This window comes from Streptomyces sp. NPDC046939 (assembly GCF_040644575.1).
Classification (GTDB): Bacteria; Actinomycetota; Actinomycetes; order Streptomycetales; family Streptomycetaceae; genus Streptomyces.
Window position 1 is genome coordinate 43,783 of the sequence record NZ_JBEYWV010000046.1, and the last position, 15,083, is coordinate 58,865.

The following is a 15,083-nucleotide window of genomic DNA, read 5'->3' on the forward strand; positions in this document are numbered from 1 at the left end:
CGGCGCCCGCTCCTCAGTCGTGCGGTACGACGGCGACGGGGCAGGCGACATGATGGATCACGGCGTGGGTGACCGGACCGGTGTGCGGGCCGAGGCCCGTATGGCGTGGCCTGCGCCCCACCACCAGCAGCCCCGCGCCTTCAGCGGTGTGGACGATCTCGTGGGAGGTGCGGGCCCGCACGACCGCCGCGCGCACCGGCACCGTCGGGTACTTCTCCTGCCACGGCCGCAACAGGTCCGTGAGTGCGGCCTCCCCGGCCTCCTGCGCCTCGGCGTGGGCGCGGGGGACCGACGTGTGCGGGGTGTGGATCGAGGGGTGCCAGATGTGCTCGGCGCGCAGCACCGTTCCACGACGCGCGGCCTCGTCGAACGCGAACGCCAGCACTCCGTCGCAGGACTCGCGCAGATCCACGGCCGCGACGACGTCACGGAAAGGAGCGTCCGCGGAGGGGGTCCCGGCGCCGTCGCGCCGGCGCTCGTCCGCGGCCGTGAAGCCGGCCCGGACCAGGACGACCGGGAGGGGCGAATGGGCGACGATCGCGAGGGCGACGGAAGCGGAGAACAGGGCCCCGACGCTGCTGAGACCCTCGTTGCCGATGACCAGCAGCTCGGCGCTCTCGGCCTCCGCCAGCAGGGCTTCACGGGGCGGCCGCGGAATCTGCTCCGCGCTGATGTAGAGCTGCGGGTGGCGCTCGCTGAGCCGGTCCATCGCCGCCCGCAGCACCCGCCGCGCCCAGTACTGCGGCACGGTGCAGTCGGGTGGCACAGTCTCTGCCCCGACCGGTCCGGTCGATCCCTGCCAGGCGTGCACGAGACGCAGAGGCAGTCCGCGGCGCAGAGCCGTGCGGGCGCCCCAGTCGGCCGCGGCCTGACTCTGCCGGGAACCGTCGAGCCCAACGACGATCGGCTTCATCATGATCTTCGCCTCCCGAGATGTGGTGGTCACGGGCCGGGCCGCGAGCGCGGTCCGGGAGGTGTACCGGCTCCTGTATCGATCGTCGCAGCCCGCCGGCATGGTGGGGGAGGGGACGTGAGACCCCCGCGAGCGGTCCGCCCGGCCCTGTCGGAGAGGGCAGACGGAGTACGACGCTGACAGCGGGGTCGTCGTGAACGGCCTCGCCCACGAGCGTCGGAGAGAGGGGCCCGCCGTGGCCGGTGCGTTCATCGCCGCCGCCTTCATCCTGCACGGGATCGCCCACCTGCCGGTGTGGCTGCCCCGGGCCCGGCCGGCCGGGCCCTTCGACCCGCGCCACTCCTGGGTGCTGGACGCCGTGGGGCTGCCACAGGCCCGCGCGGGGGCCGCCGCCGTACTGCTCGCCTGCACCACCGCGGCGCTCTACGCCATCGCGGGCTCGGCGGTCCTCGCGGGACTCACCGACTGGCCGACGGGGGCCGTGGGTGCGGCCGTCGTGGGGATCGCGCTCAAGGGCTTCTGGTTCAACCGTTGGCTGACGCCGGGCATGCTGATCGACGTGGCGGTCGTCGTGGCCGTGGCCTTGTGCTGGCCCGCCTCGCTCTACTGACCACCGACTGGTGAGCCGCTCGCCCTCCACGCGCGCCACGGAACTATGCGCCGAGTGCCGTGGCGACACCGTCCGCCCACGCGTCGATCTCGGCCCAGTCGCGGTGGTCCCCGTAGCGGCAGCCGAGGAGCCGGAAGACGATCCGGCCCCGCCGGTCGAGATGGTCCGGCCTGATCACGCCGGAGAGGCGACGGTGGCCCCGTGGCGCCACGGACTCGACGACGCGGCTGATCGCGGGCTGCTCCGTGCGAAGCGCCAGCATGCGCAGCGGGAGGGGGAGCGCGGCGGTCATGCCGACGCTGAACATCCACACCGGGCGGGTGGCCAACTCCGTTTGCCGACGCCGGACGTAGTCGGCCGCCTCGGGCAGCCAGGCGCCGTCGTGCACGGCGCTGCCGAGCACGAGCGCGCGGTACCGCGCGGGGTCCGGATCGTCGCCGAGCGCCGCCAGGTCCACGGCCAGCCCGCGCTGCCACAGCCGGGCGGCGAGGCGTTCGGAGACGTCCCGGGTGGAGCCGTGCTCGCTCGCGCAGGCGACCAGGACCGTCATGGGACCGGCCTCCGTCACGCCGGGTCGACGGGCCCGGCCAGCTCCACGAAGTCGTCCGTCGCCACTCCGTGCACGCGCTGTGCCAGGTCTGCGAGAGCGCGGCTGACCGCGAGTTCGTCGCCGATCTCGGGGACCGGCCGGTCGATCGGGTTGCGCCGGGCCGCACCCCGGCCGAAGAGCGTCATCGACGAGCCCGGCGCGGTGAGCACGGCGCGGGCACGGGTCTCGTCGCCTTCCTCGGTGATGTTGATGCGAACGGTCCACTCTTTGGCAGCCATGATGCTCACCCTGTCTTCGCGGCGGTGTCCTCGTGCCAGCGTGCCCACCCGCCGGTGACCGGTCGAGGGACGAATGTCCCGCGCGACGGGCCGTCCGGCCCCCGGCGACGCGCGTGCGGCGGGCCGCTCGACGGCGCGGCGCGCCCGTTGTCCCGTTTCCGAAGCAGAGGCGGGCCGGCATGCTGCCGCACAGCAAGGACCAGTTGACCGGCATGTCGACGCGGTCATGGCGGCAAGGCGGCGCCGCGTTCAGTCACGCCGAGCGCTGCGGCAGAGCCGCCAGGACGGGCCGGCCGAGATGCGCGGCGAACCAGTCCTCGGCCAGCTCGGCGGCGGCCGTGAGCGTGTCCGGCTCCGTGAACAGGTGCGAGGCGCCCGGCACCACGGCGAGCCCGCACTCGCCGTGCAGCATGTCGGTCGCGAGACGGCAGGCGCGCAGCGCCTCATGATCCCGGCCGCCCACGACGAACAGGACCGGAGCACGCACCCGCGCCAGCTTCTCGTGGTCGGCCAACTCGGGGCGACCGCTGCGCGCGACGACCGAGAGGACGTCGGCGTCAGGGTACGAGGCCGCCTCCAGGGCGGCGGCGGCTCCGCTCCCGGCACCGAAGTAGGCGAGAGGCAGGGCGGCTTCATGACGGAGCCACAAGGAGGCCTCGTGCAGTCGCCGCGAGAGCAGGCCGACGTCGAGGACAGCGCCGCGCTCCCGTTCCTCCTTCTCCGTGAGCAGGTCGAGCAGCAGCGTGCCGATGCCGGACCGGTTGAGGGCGGCTGCGAGGAACTGATTGCGGGGGTTGTTCCTGCCGCTGCTGCCGGCCAGGGCGAACACGACCACCATCTCAGCGGCGTCGGGCACCGAGAGGTGACCGGCCAGCAGTTCTCCGGTGGTGGGCACCGAGACCTCCCTGTTGGGCCGTGCGGGTTCGAAGGCGACGGTCAGCCGGGGCGCGGGTGCCGCGTGGGTCGCCTGCCCGAGCAGGGTCAGCACTTCGGCGTCCGTGGTCTGGGCGAAGTCGTCGTACCACCCGCCGATCGAACCGAGGTGGTGCAGGGCCTGCTGACAGTAGAGGTCGTCGACCAGCGGGCGCAGGCGGTCGACGGCAGACATCGGTGCGACGGGTGTCACCAGGACGACCTCGACCGCGCCCCGCCGACGGGCGGCGGCGCAGGCCGCCTCCGCGGTGGCGCCGGTGGCCAGCCCGTCGTCCACGAGCACCGCCAGGCGTCCGGTGAGGGGGACGGGGGCTCGCGTCGCGTGGTAGCGGCGCACCTGCGCCTCGAGTTCCGGGCGTTCGGCCTTCTCGACGGCCGAGCGGGTGACCGAGGGCAGCCCCGTCCGAAGGATCACCTCCTCGTTGAGGACCCGGACCCCGTTCTCGCTGATCGCGCCGAACCCCAGCTCAGGCTGCCAGGGCACGCACAGCTTGCGTACAGCGAGGACGTCGAGGGGCGCGCCGAGGTCCTGGGCCACCTCGTAGGCGACGGGCACCCCGCCGCGGGACAGTCCCAGGACGACCGAATGCCGGCCGCGCAGGAATTGCAGATGCCAGGTGAGCCGTCGTCCGGCTGCCCTGCGGTCGTCGAAGCGCATGGCACACCGCCTTTCCCCCGTCCCGCCGACGTACCGACCAGCACCCGACCGGCCGGTGTCGGCGGGGAGTTGCGTCCTCTCCTTACAGTGCAGCGCCCGCGGCCGATCCCGGACAGGAGGCAGCCAGCCCTGACCAGGGGCCGACCGGCCCTGAACTGCGGTGGCGGACGTGGGAACCGTGGCCACGATGGCGTACAGGGCGGCGGACGGGGTCGAACGTCCCGGCCGGCCGGGTCCGTGCGACACCGGCCCCGTGCCCGCTCGGGCACTCGCCGCCGGCCGGCCGCGGCGCGAGCATGGGGGGCGAGCGAGACGACTGGGCGGAGGAACCCGTCATGGCAGCCAAAGCGCCGGGCCATTTCCCGACCGTCCACGACCTCGTGGAGCTACTGCTGCAACCGGCCTTCACCGGAGCGGCGCCGCACCACTGCGAGGAGGCGGCCCCGCAAGGACGGTGGAACGGTGGGGCGAAGGAGCTGAGATGATCACGTTTCTTTCGGCGGTCTTCCTGATCGTGCACGGTCTGCTGCACCCAGGGGTCTGGACGGCGCCGCGCCGCCCCGGCGAATCGCCCCCCTTCGACCCCGGCCACTCCTGGGCCCTCACCGCCGTACACATCGCCCCGGAACCGGTCAGGGCCATCGCTCTGTCGATCGCCTGGTACATCGCGGTCGTCTACACGGTCGCCGGGGCGGGGCTGTTGGCGGGCAGCACCTGGTGGCCCACGGCGGCCCTCGTCGGAGCCGCCGGAGGACTCGTACTGAAGACGCTCTGGTTCGACCCGTGGCTCACCGTCGGCGTACTCCTCGACGTCGGCGTCATCGTGGCCGTGGCCTGCACCTGGCCGGCCTCGGTGTACTGAGGCGTGGGCGGTCACGAACCGATGGGGATACGCAGTACCTGGCCTGGCAGAATCTTGTCGGGGTCGGTGATCTGCTCCGGATTGGCGCGGACGATGCGCGTATACGACGAGGCGTCCCCGTAGTAGGTCTTGGCCAGGGCCGCCAGAGTGTCGCCCTTGACGACCGTGTGCTCACGGTAGCCGTAGTAGCCGGGCACGATGCGAGGCCCGTACAGCACGGGCACCGTCACGACGTGGATCTCGCTGCCGTCCTTGGCGCTCACCTCGAAGACCTGCACGAGGAGCCTGTCGGACTTGAACGCCGCACGGGCCACATCGGCCTGAACCTGGAACTGGCCGTGCTCACCGCCTCCGCCGCCGACGTGGAAGTCACCGGTGACCTCGTCGTGCCCGTCGCTCACGCGGTAGCGCAGTGTCGCCTCGAAGCCGGTGCCGATACCGCCGAGGCGGACGGGGTTGCCCACGAGATCCAGCTTGCGCGGCTGATCGATGCGGTTCGTCATGTCCCCTCCTTGGGATATTGGGAGATAAGCGGGGTGTCACAGTCCTGGTGCGCCCCACACCGGGAACCAGCGGCTCAATTCCGGCTCGATGCGCAGGTCGTCCCTGAGCGCGGCCCTCACCCGCAGCTCCAGCGCGTTGTCGCGCCGGTGCCCGGTCGTCGGGGCGAACGGGTAGAAGGTGCCACGTTTGTACAGATAGACGAGCGCGAGCGGGGCCGGCCCACCGGTGGCGCGGAACGTCACCAGCGAACACAGCAGTTGCGGGCCGAACCCGCTGTCCTGAAGGCCGCTGTTCACCGCGTGCAGATCGTTGACGAGGGCAGGCAGGTCGTCGGGGCCACGGCGGGAGAGCAGCCACGAGTAGCCGTACTCGTCACGGCTGAACTCCACCGGAACGTCACCGCGTTCCGTGTCGGCGTCGAGCAAGGCCCGCACCTCCCGCTGGACCTCGGCGAAGGCGGCACCCTCGGTGCTGGCGAAGCACACGGAGCCGAGCCCCGTCGGTGTGTGACCGACGGCCGCCTGGAGGGTGATCGCGGCCGACGGCAGGCCGAAGAGCTGGTCGAGATCGGGTGCGGCGGGCTTGCTCCGGCCGAGAAGGATGTCGAGGAGACGCACGGCATCACGCCCCTGTCAGGACGGGCCGGGCTTGCCCGGCTCATCGAGCTCGGCGGAGAGCCGCTCGAGCGCCTCAAGGCGGCGCTCCAGGGTGGGGTGCGTGGAGAAGAGCGCCGCGACGGAAGGCCCGGACCGCAGGGCCGGGGTGAAGAAGAACGCGTTGAACGCCTGGGCGGTGCGCAGATCGCGGGCCGGGATGCGCGCGACGTCACCGCTGACCTTCGTCAGGGCCGAGGCCAGGACGGAGGGCCTGCCGGTGAGCATGGCCCCGGCACGGTCGGCGGCCAGTTCCCGGTACCGGGACAGCGCACGGATGAGCAGGAAGCTCAGGGCGTAGACGGCCGCGGACACCGCCATCACGATCCCCAGCAGAGCAGCGGTGTTCTGATCGCGCTGGCGCCCTCCGAAGAGCTGGGAGTAGAACATGAAGCGGACGAGGAGCCCGGCGATCACTCCGAGGAACGAGGCGATGGTGATCACCGCCACGTCGCGGTGCGCGACATGGGACAGCTCGTGGGCGAGAACCCCCTCCAGTTCCTCCGTGTCCAGACGGTCAAGGAGCCCAGTGGTCACGCAGATCACCGCGTGATCGGCGTTGCGCCCGGTGGCGAAGGCGTTGGGCAGGCGCATGTCCGACACGGCCACCCTGGGTTTGGGCATGTCGGCTGTCGCGCACAGCCGGTCGATCACGCCGTGCAGCCGGGGCTGCTGCTCCGCCGTGACGAGGCGTCCCCGCATCGCGTAGAGGGCGATGCGGTCGGAGTACCAGAACTGCGCCAGCAGCGCCGCGGCCACGATGACGACCACCAGCACCGCGGACTTCAGAAGGACGATCAGCGCGGCGACGAACGCCACGTACACCAGCCCGAGCAGGAACATCGTGACCGTCATACGGGCGGTGAGCCCCCGGTCGGCTTCGAATCGGCTGTGCATGGCATTCACCTCGCCACGAGACCCTCATCGGACAGCTCGAACGGCACGACAGCGGCCGGACCGGCGCTCTGCCGCGGTGCGAAGCGGTGCGGCGCACCACCCGTGTACCAGCATCCCGCAGAACGGCCGGGGCGCCGCCGTCGCTGCGGCTTGCGATCCGCTCGGTCGCCCAGCGGAGCCGTCTCCTCCACCCCACAGCGCCGCGCACGGCACCCCGCTCGCGTGGCGGGACGCATCCGTCACTTGACGGTCTCGATGCCCGAGACGAGGCCGGTGGCCAGGTCGGACTGGACCATCAGGTGTGTGCGATGGGTGCGGCCACCGGAATCCTGCCAGGTGAGGGTGGCCCTGCTCCAGCAGTGGCCCATGCCGCTGTCGTTGTAGGCGACGGACCACTGGACGGGGACACCTTTGGCGCGCAGTACCCCGTCCTCGTGGTGGGCGGCCTCCCAGCGCGCGAGGTTGTGCCGCAGGTTCCCGGTCAGGTAGTGCCCACGCAGGGCAGCGGAGAGGCGCCCGTGCCCGGAGTCGTGCAGCACGTCGATGTAGGTGCCGTAGAAGTCGGCGGCCCTGTCAACGGCGGATGTCGGGCTACCGCCGCGGCCGGACGTGACGGCGACCGGGCCGGGGGCCGTGGCTTTCGCCGCGTCGCCGGTGAGGGTCGCCGTGGCGAGCAGTCCGGCCGCCAGTACGGCGGAGACGAGAGCGGTGCGGTGCAGGGAGCGAGACGTGTTCATGGAGGTTCGCCCTCCTTCCCTTCGATGAAGGCGAACGCCGCATACCTTCACTGTCCAGTACATCGCGCCCGGGTGGTCGACGCGGTGGGCCGACCGGCCCTGACGGCATGCTGTTCGGCGACGTTGCCGGGGCCGTCCGCGAACCCTCCCCATCGACGGGCACCGGCCTTCTCAGCGCAAAGTTCCGGACAACTTCTCTCCCCGCCGCGAAGGTTGCTTGACCGGCGCACGCGAGGGTAAATCCCTGGCACATCGACTTCACCCTTGACCCTGGTGAGCACGACAATGGCGCGGGCACCCGCGCGTCATGTGGGCGGCCCTGCCCACGCCCGGATCGCTGCTCCCGCCACGTCTCGGACGTCTCGGCACCCTCACATCTCGCCGCCCGCTCAGGCACCGGGAGGAGGAGCCGTGGCCGAGGAAGACGCCCCGTTCGGCTTTCGCGTCCGCACATCGCGAGGGAGGCAGGTGATCGCACTCCGGGGTGAACTGGACATCCTCGCACGGCAACAGATGTCGGCCCCACTGCTCACGCTGGTCGGCGAGGCGGCCGGCGAGGTGTACGTCGATCTGCGCCACATGTCGTTCATCGACTGCGCGGGCCTGTCCTTGCTGTGCGCGCTGCGCAACCGCTGCCGGCAACGCCGCAGGCGTCTGACCCTGGTGAGCGACGATGCGGCGTTCAGCAGGCTGCTGAGACTGACCGGACTGGCCGACACGTTCACCGTTGTCGGCTGCCGGGAGGTGACCGAGACGATAGGCGCCGAGGACGACTGGGAGGCTATCGCCTGACCTGTGGCCTCACCTGAACCGTCACCCCTCGCCAGGCTGCCGCGCCGTCTCCCACAGGTGTACCTGCACGTCCACGACGCCTTCGACGGCGCGAATCAGACGGGTGGCCGTCGGCTCCAGGCTCTTGTCCCGGACACGACCGGTCAGGGTCACCATGCCGTCCTTGACCTCCACCCGGATCGGTTCGACGGGGACGCGGAACAGGAATGCGACGACTTCGCGGCGCACCTCTTCGGCGATCTCCTCGTCCGTGCGCAGGAACACCTTGAGCAGATCCGACCGGGAGACGATGCCTCGCAGAATGTCCTCGTCGTCGACGACGGGCAGACGCTTGACCTTGCGCCGGGCCATCACACGGGCGGCCTGCGCGAGGGTGGCGTCCGGGTGGACGGTGACGGCCGGTGCGGACATCAGGTCGGCCGCGGTCAGCGCGCCGGCCTTGGCCAGGTCGGGCAGGCGACGCAGTTGGGTGGACCGGTCGGGATCGGCGTCACGGAACTCCTCCTTGGCCAGCAGATCGGCCTCCGAGACGACGCCGACCACTCGGCCGTCACCCTCCAGGACTGGCAGCGCGCTGACCTTCCACCGCTCCAGTTCCTTGGCGACCTCCTTGAACGTGGCTTCACGGCCGACAGCGACGACGGCGTGCGTCATCACGTCGCTGACAATGTGCGGGCTGCGCGGCATGGCCTCCTCCAGACGTCACGGGATGGTGAAGGGATGTCCGGTCATCGTCGGGCGCCGGACGGCACGGCACATGGGGCCGAATGTCCCCTCGTACCACCCATCGGTGCACTCGCGCGCTCAAGACCTCTCGGGGGATGCTCGAACTGCGAGAACACATGCCGGTCGCTCGCGTGACCTCGCGGAGAGGTGGCTCCTCATGTTCCACGGTGATGACGCATATCGACACATGAGCGGCTGGGACGTGACCGCCGCGTCACTGAGCGCGCTGCTGATCGCGGCCCTGATCCTCATGGTGGCCGTCGTGGCGCTGCGCGCCGTCTCCGGGCCGGAACGGGGTTCGCGGCCGACGGACCGCCCGACCCCCGAGATGCTGCTGGCGGAGCGGTTCGCCCGTGGGGAGATCGACGAGGACGAGTACCACGCCCGGATGTCGGCGCTGCACACGTACGACACCTCGGCGAAGTCGTAGCCGTCGGCGGAGAAACCGCTGCCCGGACCGTCGACACTGTCCAGCACACGACCCGGCCGTCCGGTGCGCTTGTCCGACACGCAGGCCCAGCCGGGTCACGAGGGACGTCCGGCCCCATGGAGGGGGCCGCAGGGCCCGGCGCGACCACCGGGCGCGCCAGGGACATTGAGCAGTGCCCCGGACAACCGAAATCACCGGACCGCGAAGAGGTTGGGCCATGACTCGTTCCGTGATCGCAGGACTCGACGGTACCCCGGAAAGCCGGGCCGCGGCCGCCTGGGCCGCCCGTGAAGCGCTGCTGCGAGACCGGCCGCTGCTTCTGATGCACGCCTGGAAGTGGCAGCCCTACACCTATGCTCCGCTCGCCGGCATCAGCGTCCCGCCCAACGGAGGCGACCCCGAACAGAAGGGGGCGCAGGCGCTGTTGGACGAGGTCGAGGCCGGGATACGGCGCCGGCACCCGGAACTGGCCGTGAGTACGGCCGAGATCGCCGAGGAACCCGTTCCCGCGCTCATGGCCGCCGGCGAGCAGGCGGAGCTCCTGGTGCTCGGATCGCGCGGCCTGAGCGGCTTCACCGGGTTCGTCGTCGGCTCGGTGGCGCACGGCGTCGTCGCACGGTCCACGGTGCCTGTCGTTCTCGTCCGAGCCGAGGAGAGCGCCCAGGCCGAACACCAGCCGGACGCCACCGGGCGCGGATCGGTCGACACGCCGTACCGGGACGTGGTGCTCGGCCTCGACCTGTGGCACGCCGAGGCGAGCGTGCTGCAGTTCGCGTTCGAGGCCGCGGCCCGGCGCCGTGCCGCGCTGCGGGTGGTGCACGGCTGGACCCTGCCCCCGTACTACTACGGCTACGACGGTGCCCTGGACAGGACGCTGAACGCCCAACGGGTCACGTCGATCCGGGAAGAACTCACGGCACTGCTCCACCCATGGCGCGGCAAGTTCCCCGAGGTGCTGGTGCGCGAGCAGTCGCGGGTGGAAGGCGCGGCGCACCTGCTCCTCGACGCCTCCCTCGACGCATCACTGGTGGTCGTGGGGCGCAGGAACCGGCGCGTTCCGCTGGGCGGGCACGTCGGGCCGGTCACCCAGGCGGTCCTGCACCACTGCGCGGCACCCGTCGCCGTGGTGCCCCACGCCTGATTGTCACGCCGCCCTGCCCACCGGCGACCGTTGAGCTCATGGGCGGGCACTCAGAGGTCGCTGAGAGCTTCCTGTGCCAGGCTGACACGCCTCGCACGTCCGGCCGGTACTCCTGGAGGCTTTCGTGAGCATGATCAACGGCCTGCCCGCGCACGTCCTGCTCGTGCATTTCGTCGTGGTGCTCGTTCCTCTGACCGCGCTGGCCGTCGTGGCGAGCGCCGTCTCGAGGAGAGTCGCGCAACGCATGGGCGTGGCCCTGCCGTTGCTCGCCCTGATCACGCTCGCCGGTGTGCCGTTGACCACGAATGCCGGGGAGTGGCTGGAGAAGCACGTCAGCAGTGATGCGCTCGTACGACGCCACGCCGAACTCGGGGACGGCCTTCTTCCCTGGGCGATCGGCCTGTTCGTGGTGGCCGTGGCCGCGTGGTGGGTGGCCCGCGGTGCCGCCACGCCCGGACCGACGCCCTCGGCCGAGGACAATGGGCGCAGGACGGCGATGCCGGTCCGCGTCGCGGTCGCGGTGCTTGCGCTCGTCGTGTCCGTGGGAGCTGTCGTGGACGTCTACCGCATCGGCGATTCGGGAGCCAAGGCTGCGTGGCACGACTCCTTCACCAAGACTGCCTCGGGCGGTGATGGAGACTGAACGGCTGCGCAAGCCGGGGTGCGAGGTGCCGGCGCACGGCGGCTTCGCGGTCGTATCCGACGGGGCACGGACCCTGGGGGCATCAGTCGCTCTCCCCAGGACGCCCGCCTGCGTTACTAGTGGCACGTCCGTGAGCACGGCGTCGGCCTGCCCGGGGGCGCCGACGGGTCTGGGACGTGGCGGATGCCGGGCCCGCTGTCGGGGCCCTGCCGTCGTCAGGGGCGGCAAGCGCGGCCCCGGCAAAGCGGGAACCGCCGTCGGGGGGACGCGGGGTGTCCGTCAGTGACCCGCAGACCTCGAAGGTGTTCGCCAGACCGGTGTGGCGCAGAAGAGCGCGTACGCGGGCGCTGTCGGAGATCAGGCGCAGCCGACCCTGCCGCTCGCGGGTCCGGGCGCGTGCCCTGCACAGCACTGCCAGCGCGGCGCAGTCCATGAAGGTCACCGCACGCAGGTCCACGGCCAAGTCGGGGTGCGGGCCCGCGGTCAGGGCGTCCAGGCGTGCCGTGATCACGGGTGTCACGGCGATGTCCAGGTCCCCTCGGAGCTCCAGGACGGTCATGTCGCCGACGGTGTACTCGGAGCGGACCGGGCCGGTGCGGGCGTGCTCGTACGTCATACGGACAGCCAAGTGCAGGTGCGCGCCGCGCAGTAGGGCCCGGTGGCCCATGCGAGGGGGCCCGTGGGGCCCCTTCGGCACGTCGGGCGGGGCGAAACCGCCGGGTCAGCCGTGGTACGCGGTGCGCATGAGTTCCTGCATGTCGTCCAGCATCGGCATGCGGGGGTTGGCGGGCGCGCACTGGTCCTCGTAGGCGTTGAGGGCCTGTTGGGGCAGGGCGTCGAGGAAGGCGCGCTCGTCGACCCCGAGGGCTCGGAACGTCGGCTCGATGCCCACGGCGTCGCGCAGGCGCTCGACGGCGGCGGCGAGGGATTCCACGCCCTCGGTCGCGGTGGCCGCGGGCAGTCCGAGGGTGCGGGCGATGTCCTGGAAGCGTTCGGGGGCCCGGTAGTGCTCGTACTTGGGCCAGCCGGTCAGCTTCGTCGGAACGGTGCCGTTGTAGCGGATGACGTGCGGCAGCAGGACCGCGTTGGTGCGGCCGTGCGGGATGTGGAAGGTCGCGCCGAGGGTGTGGGACATGGCGTGGACGATGCCGAGGAAGGCGTTGCCGAAGGCCATGCCCGCGATGGTGCCGGCGTTGTGCATCTTCTCCCGGGCCTCGGCCGCGCCCGCGCGGTCCTTCACCGCCGCCTCGATGTTCTCGAAGATCAGCCGGACGGCGTGCAGGGCGAGGCCGTCGGTGAAGTCGTTGGCGTAGACGGAGACGTATGCCTCGATGGCGTGGGTGAGGGCGTCGAAGCCGCTGTCGGCGGCGAGGGCCGGCGGCAGCGCGGTGGTCAGCAGCGGGTCCACGATGGCGACGCTGGGGGTGAGGGCGTAGTCCGCGAGCGGGTACTTCTTGCCGGTGGCCGGGTCGGAGATGACGGCGAACGGAGTGACCTCCGCGCCGGTCCCGGAGGTGGTGGGCACGCACACCAGACGGGCCAGCCTGCCCAGGGTGGGGAAGCGGAAGGCGCGCTTGCGGATATCGGAGAACTTCTGGCGCATGTCGGCGAAGTCGATGCCGGGCTGCTCGTACAGCAGCCACATGACCTTCGCGGCGTCCATGGGGGAGCCGCCGCCGAGGGCGATGATCGTGTCGGGACGGAAGTCCCGCATGAGGTCGGCGCCGTGCTGCACGGAGTCGATGCTGGGCTCGGGCTGCACGTTGTCGATGATCTGCAGGGTGACCGGGTCGGGGCGCTGCCGCAGGACGCGGGTGATCCGGTCGACGAAGCCGAGGCGGGTCATGGTGGCGTCGGTGACGACGGTGACGCGGTGGACACCGGGCATGTCGGCCAGGTAGCGGATGGCCTGCGGCTCGAAGTAGATCTTCGACGGGACCTTGAACCACTGCAGGTTGTTGCGGCGGGTGGAGACCCGCTTGACATTGAGGAGTTGGGCGGCGGAGACGTTGTTGGAGACGGAGGTGCTGCCCCAGGAGCCGCAGCCCAGGGTGAGCGAGGGCAGCAGACCGTTGTAGATGCCGCCGATCGCGCCTTGCGAGGAGGGGGAGTTGACGATGATCCGTACGGTCTTCATCCGCTTGCCGTACGCCTCCGCCACGGCCGCGTCCTCGGTGTGGATGACGGCGCTGTGGCCCTGGCCGTGGAAGGCGACCATGTCTGCGGCGAGGTCGAAGCCGTGGCGCTCGTCGGTGGCGCGCAGCACGGCGAGGACCGGGCAGAGCTTCTCGCGGGTCAACGGCTCGTCCGGGCCGACCCGATCTGCTTCGACCAGGATGACCGAGGTGTCTGCCGGCACCGAGAACCCGGCCTGCTCGGCGATCCATGCCGGGCTCTGACCGACGGCGGCAGCGTTGACCTTGGGTTCGCAGCCGGCGCCCGAACCGCCGGTGGCGGGGAAGAGGAAGGTCTCCAGCTTCGCCTTCTCCTGCGGGGTGGCGAGGTGGGCGTGCAGGGCACGGAACTCGGTGAGCGCCTGGTCGTAGATGTCCGTGTCGAGGATGACGGCCTGCTCGGAGGCGCAGATCATGCCGTTGTCGAAGGACTTGGACAGCACCAGGTCGTTGACGGCGCGGCGCAGTTTGGCGCTGTGGTGGACGTAGGCCGGGACGTTGCCCGCCCCGACGCCGAGGGCCGGTTTGCCGGCCGAGTACGCGGCCTTGACCATGGCGTTGCCGCCGGTGGCCAGGATCAGGGAGATGCCCGGGTGGTGCATGAGGGTGCGGGTGGCCTCGACGGACGGGGTCTCGATCCACTGCACGCAGTGCTCCGGCGCACCGGCGGCGATGGCCGCGTCCCGCACGACGCGGCCCGCTTCGGCGCTGCACCGCTGGGCGGAGGGGTGGAACGCGAAGACCACCGGGTTACGGGTCTTCAGCGCCATCAGTGCCTTGAAGATCGTGGTGGAGGTCGGGTTGGTGACGGGGGTGACCGCCGCCACCACGCCCACCGGTTCGGCGATCTCGAGCATGTCCTCGACGTCGTCCCGGCCGATGACGCCGACGGTCTTCATCGGGCCCATGCTGTGCGTGACGTGCTCGCACGCGAACATGTTCTTGGCAGCCTTGTCCTCGAAGACGCCCCGCCCGGTCTCCTCGACCGCCAGGCGGGCGAGTCCGGTGTGCTGGTCCAGGGCGGCGACGGACGCCTTCTTGACGATGTGGTCGACCTGTTCCTGGGTGAGGTCCTCGTAGTCGGCGAGGGCCTTGAGCCCGGCCGTGACCAGACGGTCCACGGCGACCGCGGTGTCGGACGGGGAGTTGGTCCCGGCGCGGCCCTCGGGGGAGTGGATTCCGGCGTGGGCCTTGGTCCGCACGTCCTGTCGCGTCATGGTGGTGTGCCTCCGTGGTCAGGGACCGCCGTGCTCAAGCGTCGGCGGTTCGGGGCGGAGAGACACCAGGGGAATCCGGCGCCCCTCCTGCCTCCCACCTTCCGGCGCATCGCGGAACCGGGGCAGCCACCGAAGGGCCTCAGTCCCGACCGTCCGGCCCGGCCCGGCAGGGACCGTCGGCCCCATCCGGCCGAGTGGCCGCGACGGCCGCATCCGCCTTTGCGCTCTCGCGCTCATGCACGCCTGCTTCTGCTCTCGGGCTCATGTATGCCTGCTTCTGCTCTCGGGCTCATGTATGCCTGCTTCTGCTCTCGGGCTCATGTATGCCTGCTTCTGCTCTCGGGCTCATGTATGCCTGCTTCTGC

At 71.2% G+C, this 15,083-nt stretch carries 18 protein-coding genes; 7 read left to right on the forward strand and 11 right to left on the reverse strand.

Features of this window, described 5'->3' with window-relative positions:
- Positions 1 to 13: 13 nt before the first annotated feature.
- The gene (locus tag ABZ877_RS36110; RefSeq protein WP_361080185.1) at positions 14 to 946 is read right to left on the reverse strand and encodes a universal stress protein; all 933 of its coding nucleotides are present in this window, start codon (positions 944 to 946) and stop codon (positions 14 to 16) included.
- A 202-nt stretch (positions 947 to 1,148) separates the two neighbouring features.
- Here ABZ877_RS36110 and ABZ877_RS36115 point away from each other — a divergent pair, with 202 nt between their 5' ends.
- Entirely contained in the window at positions 1,149 to 1,523 is a 375-nt protein-coding gene (locus ABZ877_RS36115) for a hypothetical protein (RefSeq protein WP_361080187.1), read from the forward strand.
- 43 nt (positions 1,524 to 1,566) lie between these two features.
- Here the strand turns inward: ABZ877_RS36115 and ABZ877_RS36120 are convergent, their stop codons facing one another.
- The 3 genes from ABZ877_RS36120 to ABZ877_RS36130 form a co-directional block, all read right to left on the reverse strand.
- Positions 1,567 to 2,073, reverse strand: a complete 507-nt coding sequence (locus tag ABZ877_RS36120; protein WP_361080189.1) for a flavodoxin domain-containing protein — start codon at positions 2,071 to 2,073, stop codon at positions 1,567 to 1,569.
- A gap of 14 nt (positions 2,074 to 2,087) precedes the next feature.
- Positions 2,088 to 2,351, reverse strand: coding sequence for a DUF1876 domain-containing protein (locus ABZ877_RS36125; protein ID WP_361080191.1), 264 nt, complete (start codon positions 2,349 to 2,351; stop codon positions 2,088 to 2,090).
- A gap of 253 nt (positions 2,352 to 2,604) precedes the next feature.
- Complete coding sequence (locus ABZ877_RS36130; RefSeq protein WP_361080193.1) at positions 2,605 to 3,942, reverse strand: phosphoribosyltransferase; 1,338 nt, start codon at positions 3,940 to 3,942, stop codon at positions 2,605 to 2,607.
- Positions 3,943 to 4,277: 335 nt separating this feature from the next.
- On the opposite strand from ABZ877_RS36130, the gene ABZ877_RS36135 reads away from it, so the two are divergent.
- Complete coding sequence (locus ABZ877_RS36135) at positions 4,278 to 4,427, forward strand: hypothetical protein (RefSeq protein ID WP_361080195.1); 150 nt, start codon at positions 4,278 to 4,280, stop codon at positions 4,425 to 4,427.
- Positions 4,424 to 4,804: a hypothetical protein gene (locus tag ABZ877_RS36140; protein ID WP_361080197.1), complete on the forward strand. Its 381-nt coding sequence runs from the start codon at positions 4,424 to 4,426 to the stop codon at positions 4,802 to 4,804. The genes ABZ877_RS36135 and ABZ877_RS36140 overlap by 4 nt, the downstream gene beginning before the upstream one ends.
- 11 nt (positions 4,805 to 4,815) lie before the next feature.
- Here ABZ877_RS36140 and ABZ877_RS36145 read toward each other — a convergent pair whose 3' ends face one another.
- The 4 genes from ABZ877_RS36145 to ABZ877_RS36160 form a co-directional block, all read right to left on the reverse strand.
- A complete protein-coding gene (locus ABZ877_RS36145; protein ID WP_361080198.1) occupies positions 4,816 to 5,307 on the reverse strand; it encodes a Gmad2 immunoglobulin-like domain-containing protein in 492 nt (163 codons plus the stop codon).
- Positions 5,308 to 5,343: 36 nt separating this feature from the next.
- Positions 5,344 to 5,925: a hypothetical protein gene (locus ABZ877_RS36150; RefSeq protein ID WP_361080200.1), complete on the reverse strand. Its 582-nt coding sequence runs from the start codon at positions 5,923 to 5,925 to the stop codon at positions 5,344 to 5,346.
- 15 nt (positions 5,926 to 5,940) lie between these two features.
- Positions 5,941 to 6,858 carry a zinc metalloprotease HtpX gene (htpX, locus tag ABZ877_RS36155; protein ID WP_361080202.1) on the reverse strand — a complete coding sequence of 306 codons (918 nt, stop codon included), beginning with the start codon at positions 6,856 to 6,858 and terminating at the stop codon, positions 5,941 to 5,943.
- A 239-nt stretch (positions 6,859 to 7,097) separates the two neighbouring features.
- Entirely contained in the window at positions 7,098 to 7,595 is a 498-nt protein-coding gene (locus ABZ877_RS36160) for a hypothetical protein (RefSeq protein ID WP_361080204.1), read from the reverse strand.
- A 411-nt stretch (positions 7,596 to 8,006) separates the two neighbouring features.
- On the opposite strand from ABZ877_RS36160, the gene ABZ877_RS36165 reads away from it, so the two are divergent.
- Positions 8,007 to 8,387, forward strand: coding sequence for an STAS domain-containing protein (locus tag ABZ877_RS36165; RefSeq protein ID WP_361080206.1), 381 nt, complete (start codon positions 8,007 to 8,009; stop codon positions 8,385 to 8,387).
- A gap of 21 nt (positions 8,388 to 8,408) precedes the next feature.
- Here the strand turns inward: ABZ877_RS36165 and ABZ877_RS36170 are convergent, their stop codons facing one another.
- The gene (locus ABZ877_RS36170) at positions 8,409 to 9,074 is read right to left on the reverse strand and encodes a CBS domain-containing protein (RefSeq protein ID WP_361080208.1); all 666 of its coding nucleotides are present in this window, start codon (positions 9,072 to 9,074) and stop codon (positions 8,409 to 8,411) included.
- Between the two features lie 196 nt (positions 9,075 to 9,270).
- On the opposite strand from ABZ877_RS36170, the gene ABZ877_RS36175 reads away from it, so the two are divergent.
- From ABZ877_RS36175 to ABZ877_RS36185, 3 genes are all read left to right on the forward strand, one after another.
- A complete protein-coding gene (locus ABZ877_RS36175; protein ID WP_361080209.1) occupies positions 9,271 to 9,543 on the forward strand; it encodes an SHOCT domain-containing protein in 273 nt (90 codons plus the stop codon).
- Between the two features lie 217 nt (positions 9,544 to 9,760).
- A complete protein-coding gene (locus tag ABZ877_RS36180) occupies positions 9,761 to 10,684 on the forward strand; it encodes a universal stress protein (protein ID WP_361080210.1) in 924 nt (307 codons plus the stop codon).
- A 130-nt stretch (positions 10,685 to 10,814) separates the two neighbouring features.
- Entirely contained in the window at positions 10,815 to 11,327 is a 513-nt protein-coding gene (locus ABZ877_RS36185; protein ID WP_361080249.1) for a DUF2231 domain-containing protein, read from the forward strand.
- An 82-nt stretch (positions 11,328 to 11,409) separates the two neighbouring features.
- Here ABZ877_RS36185 and ABZ877_RS36190 read toward each other — a convergent pair whose 3' ends face one another.
- Positions 11,410 to 11,943, reverse strand: coding sequence for an STAS domain-containing protein (locus ABZ877_RS36190; RefSeq protein WP_361080212.1), 534 nt, complete (start codon positions 11,941 to 11,943; stop codon positions 11,410 to 11,412).
- Positions 11,944 to 12,048: 105 nt separating this feature from the next.
- Positions 12,049 to 14,718 carry a bifunctional acetaldehyde-CoA/alcohol dehydrogenase gene (adhE, locus tag ABZ877_RS36195; RefSeq protein WP_361080213.1) on the reverse strand — a complete coding sequence of 890 codons (2,670 nt, stop codon included), beginning with the start codon at positions 14,716 to 14,718 and terminating at the stop codon, positions 12,049 to 12,051.
- Between the last annotated feature and the right edge of the window lie 365 nt (positions 14,719 to 15,083).

Bases quoted from the DNA above. Each gene is read 5' to 3' on its own strand.
- ABZ877_RS36140 (WP_361080197.1), top strand. From the start codon at position 4,424: ATGATCACGTTTCTTTCGGCGGTCTTCCTGATCGTGCACGGTCTGCTG.
- ABZ877_RS36125 (WP_361080191.1), bottom strand. From the start codon at position 2,351: ATGGCTGCCAAAGAGTGGACCGTTCGCATCAACATCACCGAGGAAGGC.
- htpX (WP_361080202.1), bottom strand. From the start codon at position 6,858: ATGCACAGCCGATTCGAAGCCGACCGGGGGCTCACCGCCCGTATGACG.
- ABZ877_RS36120 (WP_361080189.1), bottom strand. From the start codon at position 2,073: ATGACGGTCCTGGTCGCCTGCGCGAGCGAGCACGGCTCCACCCGGGAC.
- ABZ877_RS36130 (WP_361080193.1), bottom strand. From the start codon at position 3,942: ATGCGCTTCGACGACCGCAGGGCAGCCGGACGACGGCTCACCTGGCAT.
- ABZ877_RS36175 (WP_361080209.1), top strand. From the start codon at position 9,271: ATGTTCCACGGTGATGACGCATATCGACACATGAGCGGCTGGGACGTG.
- adhE (WP_361080213.1), bottom strand. From the start codon at position 14,718: ATGACGCGACAGGACGTGCGGACCAAGGCCCACGCCGGAATCCACTCC.
- ABZ877_RS36190 (WP_361080212.1), bottom strand. From the start codon at position 11,943: ATGACGTACGAGCACGCCCGCACCGGCCCGGTCCGCTCCGAGTACACC.
- ABZ877_RS36160 (WP_361080204.1), bottom strand. From the start codon at position 7,595: ATGAACACGTCTCGCTCCCTGCACCGCACCGCTCTCGTCTCCGCCGTA.
- ABZ877_RS36180 (WP_361080210.1), top strand. From the start codon at position 9,761: ATGACTCGTTCCGTGATCGCAGGACTCGACGGTACCCCGGAAAGCCGG.
- ABZ877_RS36145 (WP_361080198.1), bottom strand. From the start codon at position 5,307: ATGACGAACCGCATCGATCAGCCGCGCAAGCTGGATCTCGTGGGCAAC.
- ABZ877_RS36185 (WP_361080249.1), top strand. From the start codon at position 10,815: ATGATCAACGGCCTGCCCGCGCACGTCCTGCTCGTGCATTTCGTCGTG.
- ABZ877_RS36170 (WP_361080208.1), bottom strand. From the start codon at position 9,074: ATGCCGCGCAGCCCGCACATTGTCAGCGACGTGATGACGCACGCCGTC.
- ABZ877_RS36135 (WP_361080195.1), top strand. From the start codon at position 4,278: ATGGCAGCCAAAGCGCCGGGCCATTTCCCGACCGTCCACGACCTCGTG.